This window comes from Chryseobacterium barbadense (assembly GCF_042849955.1).
Lineage (GTDB): Bacteria > Bacteroidota > Bacteroidia > Flavobacteriales > Weeksellaceae > Chryseobacterium.
Genome location: NZ_BAAFHL010000067.1, coordinates 1 through 11,059, shown reverse-complemented (window position 1 = coordinate 11,059; position 11,059 = coordinate 1). Strand labels below are relative to the sequence as shown.

12 protein-coding genes are annotated in these 11,059 nt (G+C 36.9%); 5 read left to right on the top strand and 7 right to left on the bottom strand.

Annotation, left to right across the window (positions count from 1 at the left end; all coding sequences use genetic code 11):
- Together ACGHIN_RS15135 and ACGHIN_RS15130 are read left to right on the top strand one after the other, a co-directional pair.
- On the top strand, window positions 1-736 hold a 736-nt coding region (locus ACGHIN_RS15135; protein WP_390455332.1), incomplete at its 5' end, for a prephenate dehydrogenase.
- A gap of 53 nt (window positions 737-789) precedes the next feature.
- Window positions 790-1,701 carry a PsbP-related protein gene (locus ACGHIN_RS15130; protein ID WP_390455329.1) on the top strand — a complete coding sequence of 304 codons (912 nt, stop codon included), beginning with the start codon at window positions 790-792 and terminating at the stop codon, window positions 1,699-1,701.
- A gap of 16 nt (window positions 1,702-1,717) precedes the next feature.
- Here ACGHIN_RS15130 and ACGHIN_RS15125 read toward each other — a convergent pair whose 3' ends face one another.
- Window positions 1,718-3,136: an L-serine ammonia-lyase gene (locus tag ACGHIN_RS15125; protein WP_390455326.1), complete on the bottom strand. Its 1,419-nt coding sequence runs from the start codon at window positions 3,134-3,136 to the stop codon at window positions 1,718-1,720.
- Between the two features lie 176 nt (window positions 3,137-3,312).
- Here ACGHIN_RS15125 and ACGHIN_RS15120 point away from each other — a divergent pair, with 176 nt between their 5' ends.
- Window positions 3,313-3,891, top strand: coding sequence for a Crp/Fnr family transcriptional regulator (locus ACGHIN_RS15120; protein ID WP_390455323.1), 579 nt, complete (start codon window positions 3,313-3,315; stop codon window positions 3,889-3,891).
- Between the two features lie 60 nt (window positions 3,892-3,951).
- On the top strand, window positions 3,952-4,575 hold the full coding sequence (locus tag ACGHIN_RS15115; protein ID WP_390455320.1) for an FMN-dependent NADH-azoreductase: 624 nt from the start codon (window positions 3,952-3,954) through the stop codon (window positions 4,573-4,575).
- 77 nt (window positions 4,576-4,652) lie between these two features.
- On the opposite strand, the gene ACGHIN_RS15110 is transcribed toward ACGHIN_RS15115, so the two are convergent.
- The 6 genes from ACGHIN_RS15110 to ACGHIN_RS15085 all read right to left on the bottom strand — a co-directional run bounded on the left by ACGHIN_RS15110 (window position 4,653) and on the right by ACGHIN_RS15085 (window position 9,951).
- The gene (locus ACGHIN_RS15110; RefSeq protein ID WP_390455318.1) at window positions 4,653-5,996 is read right to left on the bottom strand and encodes an ammonium transporter; all 1,344 of its coding nucleotides are present in this window, start codon (window positions 5,994-5,996) and stop codon (window positions 4,653-4,655) included.
- Window positions 5,997-6,102: 106 nt separating this feature from the next.
- Window positions 6,103-6,744: an alpha/beta hydrolase gene (locus tag ACGHIN_RS15105; RefSeq protein WP_390455315.1), complete on the bottom strand. Its 642-nt coding sequence runs from the start codon at window positions 6,742-6,744 to the stop codon at window positions 6,103-6,105.
- A 65-nt stretch (window positions 6,745-6,809) separates the two neighbouring features.
- Window positions 6,810-7,436: a YceI family protein gene (locus ACGHIN_RS15100; protein ID WP_390455312.1), complete on the bottom strand. Its 627-nt coding sequence runs from the start codon at window positions 7,434-7,436 to the stop codon at window positions 6,810-6,812.
- Between the two features lie 78 nt (window positions 7,437-7,514).
- Window positions 7,515-8,081 (bottom strand): YceI family protein, encoded by a 567-nt coding sequence (locus ACGHIN_RS15095; RefSeq protein WP_390455309.1) that lies wholly within the window; start codon window positions 8,079-8,081, stop codon window positions 7,515-7,517.
- Between the two features lie 141 nt (window positions 8,082-8,222).
- Complete coding sequence (locus ACGHIN_RS15090) at window positions 8,223-9,272, bottom strand: glucokinase (RefSeq protein ID WP_390455306.1); 1,050 nt, start codon at window positions 9,270-9,272, stop codon at window positions 8,223-8,225.
- 115 nt (window positions 9,273-9,387) lie between these two features.
- Window positions 9,388-9,951 (bottom strand): hypothetical protein, encoded by a 564-nt coding sequence (locus ACGHIN_RS15085; RefSeq protein WP_390455304.1) that lies wholly within the window; start codon window positions 9,949-9,951, stop codon window positions 9,388-9,390.
- A gap of 206 nt (window positions 9,952-10,157) precedes the next feature.
- Between ACGHIN_RS15085 and ACGHIN_RS15080 the strand changes: the two genes are divergently transcribed.
- A partial coding sequence (locus tag ACGHIN_RS15080; RefSeq protein WP_390455301.1) for a DUF1800 domain-containing protein occupies window positions 10,158-11,059 on the top strand: 902 nt, incomplete at its 3' end.

Genomic DNA, 11,059 nt, shown 5'->3' with positions numbered 1-11,059 from the left:
TCTTAATGAAGCATTGGATTTAAAAATTATTGATGCAAAAGTAGACCTTGAATACGGAATAAAAAATTCCGATCTCATCATCATTGCTATTCCCGTAGATGGGGCGAGAAAAATGCTTCCTGATGTTCTGGACTTGATTTCCGATGACCAGACAGTGATGGACGCAGGCTCTACCAAAGCAGGGATCGTCAATGCCGTTAAAAAACACCCGAAACGTCCCAGATTTGTAGCGTTTCACCCGATGTGGGGTACGGAGAATAGCGGACCGAAATCTGCGATTGCAGAGAGCTTCTCAGGAAAAGCGGGAGTCATTTGTAATAAAGAGGAATCCGCAGAAGACGCTTTGGATATGGTTGAAACAATCATTGAAAGTCTTGATATGCATAAGATTTATATGAATGCGGAAGATCATGATATTCATACCGCATATATTTCACATATTTCGCATATCACGTCTTATGCTTTAGCCAATACCGTTCTGGAAAAAGAGCGTGAAGAAGATACTATTTTTCAGTTGGCAAGTTCAGGTTTTTCAAGTACCGTACGTTTGGCAAAATCCCATCCTGAAATGTGGGTTCCTATCTTTAAGCAAAACAAAGAAAATGTTCTGGATGTTTTAAATGAGCATATTTCCCAGCTCAGAAAATTTAAGGCAGCTTTGGAGAAGGAAAACTATGAATATTTAGAAGAACTGATCAAAAATGCGAATAAAATAAGAGGAATACTTGATAAGTAATAATTACCGAAATACATATATTTGAATATTGAAAATTTAAAAGCCCCATAAATATGAAAAAAATATTATCATTTGGATTATTATTAATTATACAGGTTTGCTTCGGACAAGCGAAAAACTTAATAAAAGTTCCCGGAACAAAGTGTAGCCTAATTCCACCTGACGGATTTGTCATAGCTTCAAGTTTTAGTGGATTTCAGAATAATGAAACAGGAGCGTCAATAATGATTAATGAAATTCCTGGACCCTATCAATCAATTATTGACGGGTTTACTGCCGATGCTTTAAAGATGAAAGGAATGACACTTATAAAAAAGCAAACTATTGACTTCAAAAACTCTAAAGCTACTTTTTTTAATGTGACACAATCAGCGAATGAAACAAATTACCTTAAACAAATCCTTGCCTTTGGTGATGCACAACAAACTATTTTAGTTAACGGAATTTATCCTGAAGTCTCAAAATCTGTTGAGCCTATAATTAAAGATGCATTACTCTCAACTGTATGCGACCAATCACAAAAAGAAAGTTCTCTCGACGCAGCGACTTTTACTGTTGATATTTCGAATACAGAGTTTAAGCCTATAAAGTACATGTCTGGTAGTTTACTTTATTCAACAGACGGAAAAATACCTACTGAAAAACCCATTTTAATAGTGGGAAATTCCCTTGCGAAAGTTTCTACTCAAAATCAAAAAAAATATGCTGAAGAAAGATTAAAAAAACTTCCAAATGGCAACCAAAGCATCATAAAACAAATCAACAAGATAAGCATAGACAATTTGAACGGCTATGAAATAATTGCCGATGGTAAAACAAAAAATAATATACCTGAACTTATCTATCAAGTTATGTTATTCAACAATAATGGCGACTATTATATGATAGTTGGACAGGCTAAGGAAAATTTTGAAAAATATTTAGAGACCTTTAAAAAAATAACAAAAACTTTTAAACGGAAGTAATTAAATATTAATCCTTCTAACATTCCGGTACATTCACCGCAATAGCCAGCCCACCTTCTGAAGTTTCTTTAAAACGATCACTCATCGAAAGAGCCGTTTCCCACATCGTCTGAATCACCTCATCCAATGTTACTTTAGCTTTGGTAGGATCACTTTCTAAAGCGATGTTCGCGGCAGTGATGGCTTTGATTGCACCCATTGTATTTCTTTCAATACAAGGAATTTGTACCAGTCCTTTGATTGGGTCGCAGGTTAAACCTAAATGGTGTTCCATAGCAATTTCGGCGGCCATTAGAACCTGTCCTACACTCCCTCCCAAGATTTCAGTCAGCCCGGCAGCTGCCATTGCAGAGGACACCCCTACTTCAGCCTGACATCCACCCATTGCTGCCGAAATCGTCGCATTTTTCTTAAATAATGTTCCGATTTCTCCGGCTACCAGCAAAAATCTCACAATATCATCTTCACTTGTAAAAGGAGTAAAAGCCTGGGAATACATCAAAACTGCCGGAATTACGCCACTCGCTCCATTGGTAGGCGCTGTGATGATTCTTCCGAAACTTGCATTTTCTTCATTCACAGCCAATGCAAAGCATGAAATCCATTTGTTAATATTGGTAAAATTTTCTTCCGCATCTACCACCAGCTGAAACCATTCATCAAGATTTTTATAGATCTTGTCTCCTAAAAGCTTTCTGTTGATTCCTGCCGCTCTTCGGGTTACGTTTAAACCACCCGGAAGAATCCCTTCTTTATTAACTCCTTTGTAAATGCATTCTTTAATTTGTTGCCAGATATAAAGGGCTTCCTGTCTGGTTTCTTCCTGCGATCTCCAGCTTTCTTCGTTCATTAAAATTAAATCCGAAACCTTTTTTAGTCCAAGCTTATCGCAATATTTTATAATATCTGAGCCATGATGACAAGGATACAGTGTACGTACACAGTGTTTTTGTATCGAGTTTTTTTCCTGGCTTGCAATGAAACCGCCACCCACGGAATAAAAGTCCTGCACAAGCTCCGTTCCGTCTTCAAAAACGGCTCTGAAAATCATTCCGTTGGGATGGAAGTCCAACGATTTTTGCATATTCAAAACCAAGTGATGCCCATAGATAAATGGAATTTCTTTTTCACCCCCCAGATTAAGAATCTGGTCATTCTTGATTCTTGCTACTTTCTCATCAATTTTTGTAGTATCGATGGTTTTAAAATCCTCACCATTCAAACCCAACATTCCGGCTATATCTGTTCCATGACCAATACCCGTTTTGGCAAGAGATCCGAAAAACTCAAGAAAAACCTCTTTTACTTCAGCAACGGATCTTTCCCTGTTTAAAATCCTGATAAACGCAGCCGCTGCATTCCATGGTCCCATCGTATGTGAGCTTGAAGGGCCAATTCCTACCTTAATAATTTCAAAAACTGATATTGATTCCATGATTGATTCTCCTTTTTCCGGAAAAACAAAGATACATGATAAATTTTATACCAAGCATAGCAAAGCCCCGGAATCAGCAAGCTTTAATAAATGTAATAAATTTGTAACAAGTATTTTGTAAATTCCCTGGCATTTTTAGCTGCTCTGCCATTATTGAATCTTTTTAAAATAATTACATGGAAACACTAATCGAAAGCATTTTACAGCACGTCAAGCTAAGTCCGGAAGAAATTTCGCTTTGTAAAAGCTTTTGGACAGAAAGAACACTGGAAAAGGGTGAATTCCTTTTAAGAAATGGAGAAATCTGCCGGCATGACAGCTACATCATTTCGGGGGTCTTGAAAGCTTTCTGCATCAATTCCGAAAACGGAAATGAAGAGATCCTTTTTTTGGCTATTGATCATTGGTGGGCAACCGACATTTCCAGCTTTTCCAAGCAAAAAGCTTCAATATACAATATACAAGCCGTAGAAAAAACGAGAATTTTGCAGATCAGCCATGCGTCTTTTCAAAAAATGCTAGGGCAAATTCCTTCCCTGGAAAAATATTTTAGAATTATTTTGGAAGGCTATCTGGGGACATTGGAGAAAAGAATCGTTTTTAATCACATGTTGAAAGCAGAACAGAGATACCTTGATTTCCTCGATACTTATCCGGATATAGCATCCAGAGTCCCACAATATTTAATAGCTTCCTATTTAGGAGTATCTGCTGAATTCATAAGCAGAATCAGGAAAAAAAACAAATCCTCTTGAACTAGATCAATTTTTACCTCATCAATAATCTGGAATTTTGTTGTTACAAATTCATAACAAATGAAAGTATTGATTATTAATGCAAGTGTAAGAAATGAAAGATCTTACAGTAGAAAATTAACCCAACTTTTTGTTGATAACTGGAAAAGTAAATATCCGCTCGATGTTTTTACCTACAGAGAAACGGGAATTGACAGTATTCCCAATATTAATGAAGCCTGGATTGCAGGGGCATTTAAAAAACCATCGGAGAGAACGGAAGAAAACCGGAAAGCATTAAAGCTCAGTGATGAGCTCATAAAGGAACTCAAAGAGCATGATATGTATATTATTGGGACTCCCATGTATAATTGGTCTATTCCAAGCGGATTAAAAGCTTATATAGATCAGGTGATGAGGATCAATGAAACCTGGAAGTTCAGATCGGGAGTTCCGGATGGTGACTATGTAGGCCTGCTGGAAAATAAGAAAGCATTTATCCTGTCTAGCAGAGGAGACACAGGATATGGCGAAAATGAAAAGAACGGACATATGAACTTTCAGACAACCTATTTAAAACATATTTTAGGTATTATGGGAGTAAAAGATGTTGCTATTTTCTCATTGGATAATGAAGAGTTTGGTGGCGAAATATTCGAAGAGTCAAAAAAAATGATCTTTAGCACTATTGCATCCATTGCATAAAAAATTCAAAAATATTTGAAACCCAATTTAAACGGGGTATTCCCGGGATGCCTGTGATATACCCTGTTCTTCCTGTACTAATTCAGACTTTCTTCATGTTGTGAAAGATCAAGTCCCATATTTTCAGACTCTTCCGAAACCCTTAAAGTAATGATGGAATTGGTGATTTTGTATAAAAATAACGATCCAAAAAAAGCAAAAAAGGAAACCAGGATCAAAGCCATCATATGATGGACAAATACTTCAACTCCTCCATGCAACAAACTTGCGTTTTCTCTGTGGGCAAAAACGGCCGTCAGAATCATTCCCATAATTCCTCCTACTCCATGACAGGCAAAAACATCCAGAGTATCATCAATTTTCTTCAATGCCTGCCAGTTAACCATTACATTAGAAACAATAGCGGAAATAAATCCTATAAAAAGGCTTTCCGGAATGGTTACAAAACCACAACCCGGCGTAATGGCCACTAAACCAACCACAGCTCCTATACAGGCTCCTAAGGCAGAAACTTTTCTCCTGTTGATCCTGTCAAAAAAAATATAAGTCATCATCGCTGATGCAGAAGCTATTGTTGTCGTTCCAAAAGCCATGGCTGCCGTTGCATTGGCACTGAGTGCTGATCCTGCGTTAAAACCAAACCATCCGAACCAAAGCATGCCCGTTCCTAAAAGTACATACGGAATATTGGAAGGTTCATGATGAGGATTTTTCCTGTTCCCTAATACCAATGCTCCTGCCAAGGCGGCAAATCCGGCACTCATATGCACTACGGTCCCACCGGCAAAATCTTTCACCCCGAAATACTTATTAAGAAGTCCATCACGATGCCATATCATATGACAAAGAGGTGTATAGATGAAAATACTGAAAAGCACCATGAATAAAAGATAAGAGATGAATCTTACCCTTTCTGCAAAAGACCCGGTAATTAAGGCCGGTGTAATCACTGCAAATTTCATCTGAAACAAAGCGAAAAGAACAAAGGGAATAGTGGGAGCCATCACTTTATGGGGGAAAACACCTACCCTGCTGAAAAAGGGATAACTTAAAGGATTTCCGATAATCCCGTAGTGAACTCCATTCATTTCAAATCCTAAAGAATCTCCAAAGGACAAGGAAAAACCAACCACTACCCAAAGAATAGAAATGACTCCTAATGCGATAAAACTCTGTAGCATAGTAGAAATCACGTTCTTTTTTCCCACCATTCCGCCGTAAAAGAATGATAAGCCGGGAGTCATCAACAGCACAAGACCAGCAGCAGCCAGAATCCAGGCGACATCAGCACCAACGATTTTGTCTTCAGTTAAAAACTCTCCCGTATTAGGAAACTCAACGATAGGACTCCAAAATAAGCCTCCAATAGCAACAAGAGCGATGATAGCGAATGAGACTATCCATTTTAAACCTAAAGTCATATTATTTATATTTAACCCTATCAAAAGTAAATATAAATTTTCAAAAAATACAATTTTTAAGACCGAACCCCTTAAATTAAACAAGTGTTTTTATTGTAAAACCAATTTAATTGAATATATCCCCTAAAATTTTAGACACTTCTTTATATTTTGTGGCCGGAAAAAGATGAGTTCCCCCTTTCACCACATAATTAGGTTTGGAGTTTTTTAAAGGAAATACGATATCCCTGTCGCCTAAAATCTGGATAACATCCGGATTTTCTTCATATTTCCAGTCGGAGATCTTTTCTATGGACCATTTCAGGTAATAAGGATCTCTGACCCTGAAATATTGTAAGAGTCTTGGATTTTTAGGATCAAAAAGCTTTCTTACCACGGAATAGATGTTGGTAGTCCTGTCATTAAAAAAGCTTACCGGAACTATTTTGGGAATCCTGGTGATTTCTCCGGCTCTGATCAGCCTTGATTTTTCTTTATCGGATTTAATACTTCCCAGAATCACTATTTTTTCGGCGGGCTTTAGTTTATGAATCTCCTGTACCATAATTCCGCCAAAAGAATATCCTAGCAGGCAAAAGGGTTCGGAGGTATCAACTTTCTCTGCCATTCTTTCCACATAGGCATAAAATGGTTCATCTTTTTGGGGAATAAGCCAGTCTAAGAATACAATTTCATAATGATCGGGAAACTGTAATTTTTCCAAGACTTTAAAATCTGCTCCCAATCCGCTTATAACATAAATCTTCATTCTACTAAAATAAAAAAAATGGACCTCTTAAAAAAGACGTCCATTGAATTATTCTTAAGTTCCGCTTACTTTTTCTTTACAGGAACTCTGTTGTCGTTATCCAGTTTCTCAGTAGAAACCCTGAACTGGAAGTCCATTTCATTCTTAATGAAATAGTCTTTCAATGAAGACTGATAGAATACTTTGAAGTCTCTTCTGTTTAATGAGAATTTCGCAGACTCTATCACTACAGTAAACTGGGTGATATAAACATTTGCAGGGAAAGAGATTGTCTTTCTCACTCCTTTGATCGTGATGTCTCCATATACTGTAGAATTGTATTCACTATTCGCTAACGGGATAATTTTCGTTAAGTGAAACTTAGCTATCGGGAATTTTTTTACTTCAAAAAAATTGGTACTCTTAAGCTCATTGGTCAGTTTGATCTGATCTTCTTCAGAAACATCTCCTGCCATAATGCTTCTCATATCAATAATGAATTCACCATCCACAAGTACGGTTTTGTCAAAATTGAACTTACCGCTTTTCAACTTTACGGTTCCTGAATGCGAGGAAGCTTCTGCTTTTACAACCTTATATCCCCACCATCTGATTTCAGATGAAGTTACTTTAGAAACCTTATCAAATTTCTTTTGAGCATAAGTGAATGATATGCTCACACACATCATAGCAAACAATAGTAATCTTTTCATTCTTTTTTATTTACAATTCAACAAAAATAAAAAAAAGTGTAGAACTTCTACACTTTTACTAATCTTTTTTTGGTTAAATTATTTAGCCGTTACCTTTACAAGCATATCGATGTCATCTTTCAAAAATACATCCTGCATGGTAGATTTATATGTAACATCAAATTTCTGTCTGTCAATCGTAAACTTGTTGGATACTAAGCTTACCACTCCTTTGCTGTAAGAAATTTTAGCCGGGAAAGTAACTGCATTAGTTTTCCCTTTTACTGTTAGATCACCTGTTACCAGACTGTTGTAAATTTTATCATTATTTTTCTTTACAGAAGTGATTTTGAAAGTGGCTGTAGGGTGCTTTTCAACTTCGAAGAAATCTCCGTTTTTAAGGTGCCCGTTCAGCTTAGCCTGATATTCTCCTGTAAGGTCTGTAGCATTAATGGAGGTCATATCCAAAACAAAAGTTCCTCCTACCAGCTGGTTTCCTTTCATCACCATGTTTCCGGATTTTACTTTTACCGTTCCGTCATGAGAGCTCGCCTCAGATTTAGCTACTTTATATCCCCACCAGTGAACATCAGACGCTACTACTTTTTTAGATTGTCCAAAAGCTAAACCTCCAGCTAATACAGCTAATAATAATATTTTTTTCATTAGAATAAGTTATTTACTTTGTTAATTTAATAATGCAAATGTAGGGATCTTCTCTGATAGATTTCATTGATGTATATCAATAAAAGTAATTCTTTTTATGAATAATATCAGAAAAAAGCTCCTGAGGACCGGAGCTTCTATTTATTCCTGCGGATAAGCTGCATATAATGCTGAGCCATTCAATCCTGTGTGATCATTATTGATCAGATAGATTGGGATGTTCCGCAACATATTTTCCATTTTATCACTTATCTTGAACTTTTCATAAAACCTGTCCTTATCAATATAATCTTTAATGATCTGCGGAATGTCTCCGGAAATCAGGATGCCACCTGTAGCTTTCAGTTTCAAGGTTAGATTATTAGTTTCTCTCGCTAAAAACTCAAGGAAAGTATCTAAGGCTATTTTACAGATCAGCACATCTTCTTCTACAGCTGCTTTATACAATTCCTGAACAAAGTTTCCGTTGGAAAGACGTTCGCCCAATCCTTCCGGCTCCGGATGTCTTTTGACATCTCTTAAGAAACGGTATATATTAAATAAACCTGTTTTAGACAATACATTTTCCCAGCTTACGATTCCGTAAATATTATTCAGGAATTGGTAGAATTCTACTTCCACATTGGTTCTTGGAGAAAATTCAGTGTGCCCCCCTTCCGTGGCAAAAGGTCTGAGGTATTTTCCGTCGAAGAAATATCCGGCCTCACCCAGTCCGTTACCCGGTGCTAAAATAGCCACATTTCCTTTTTCCAGGTGGCCGCTTGTATAAATAGCTTCAAGGTCGCTGTCCTGAAGAAGGCTCATTCCGTAAGCGGAAGCTTCAAGGTCATTCAGCATATATACGTTTTCAAATCCAAAATCTCTTTTGAACTCCTCTACGTCTAAATTCCAGCCTAATCTTGAAGGGTTGCTCTTTCCGTCAAGTACAGGTCCCGGCACTGCCATTCCCAGCCTTTTCACATTCTCCAACTGATTATCCTGGATAAACTTTTTTAAAATGTCTGAAAAGGAGGAATATTCTTTGGTTGGATAATCGTTCTGTATTTTTATTTCGATACTTCCGTTACTGGAAACAAAATACCCTAAGCTGGTAACGTCTTCACGAAGATTGGCCCCAATGATAGAAACATTATCATTTTGAGTATTCTTTACTCCCGGTAAATACAATGGAAATTTTGGATTTAAATTCATAATCGCAAATTTTATCAAATATAATAATTGTTTTCGTAATTTTTATATGGCCTAAAAAAACCTTTTCAAAAAATTGAAAAGGTTTTGGTTAATAATTGTTTATATTTAAATCTAACTACTTTCCTAATGGAATATTATACCCGAATCCTACGCCAATGTTTCCCACATTGTAGTCCTGACCCACAATATCACCTTTATCTCCTGTAAATACCTTCTGATATTGTACAAAGAAATTCCAGTCTCTGTTGTGGTATCCGATCTCAGGTTTGATGTAGAAGCCTCCATCCGGTCTGTCCACCGTACTGTTGGAAGCTACTTTTTCGTCTCCTACAAGGAAACCATACCCGATGTCTGTACCGAAATAGAATCCAGTTTGCTTAGGATAAATTCTGATCAGCGCAGCAGCAGGAATTACGCCTACATCATTATTGCTTAAACCGTCATTATCCCTTCCAAAATAATGGCTATACCCTGTTGCGATACCTAAACCAAATCCGGGAGTAATTAAGTTCTGATAGGATACATCTACTCCTACAGCAGCAGAAACGTTGTCAGCGGGAACAGCTAATCCTACGTTGGCACCTACCTTGATCATGTTATTCATTTGTGAGTCCTGTGCACTAGCTACACCGGCTGTTAAAATTCCAGCCAATAAGAGTGCTTGTTTAAACATTTTCATAACTCTGATTTTTAAATTTTACTAATCATTTAGCTGTAAAAATCATGCCAAAACAAGGTGTTTATCCCTACTTTAACACTTCCACAATCCACAATTAGATGAATATCAATTATTTAAAATTCAAATAAATTAAATAAACGTTTAACTTTATTCTTGAAAAATCATATTAACAATACTTAACCGTTATTATTTTAACTTTTCTTATTTTGAAATATCCAAAAAACAAACTGCTGATTATGGACCAATCCCTGCAACACCATAAACATCTTCTCTGGCGTTCCGGTTTCGGACCGGGAATCCATCATATTGAAGATCTAAAAAATAAAGACATTAGCGTTTCAATACAAGATCTGTTTAAGGCAGAAAATTTTTCCGAAATCAATTATGATACCCCAGATGTGGAAATCATCGATTATATGAATGATAAAACACCTGCTGAAAGGAAAAAGGAAATTTTGAAGATCAACCGGGAGCAGAATCTTGAACTGAACCTCAACTTTCTGGAGAAAATGGTTAACAGCAAAGACCAACTAAGGGAAAAGATGGCTTTTTTCTGGCATGGGCATTTTGCTACGAGAGTCGTCAACCCCAAATTCAGCAGACAAATCCTGAATGTCATCAGAAAAAATGCCCTGGGTAATTTCAAAGATCTTCTGTTTGAAGTAAGCCAGTCTCCCGCCATGTTGAATTTCCTTAACAATCAGCAGAACAAAAAGGGCCACCCCAATGAAAATTTTGCCCGGGAAGTGATGGAATTATTTACCATGGGAAGAGGAAATTATACGGAAAAAGATATCAGAGAAGGGGCAAGAGCATTTACCGGATGGGGATTTGATAAACAGGGAAACTTTAAAGAGAGACCCAATTTACATGATCCCGGAACTAAAACATTCTTGGGAAAAACAGGAAATTTCACCGGAACGGATGCTCTGAATATCATTCTGGAACAAAAAGCGACGGCTAAATTCATTGCAACCAAGATTTATAAATTCTTCGTTAATGAAAAAGTTAACAATGACATCATCAATACATTAAGTAAAGGATTTTACAGTTCCGGTTATGACATTAAAAAACTGATGGTCGATATATTTTCGGCTTCCTGGTTCTA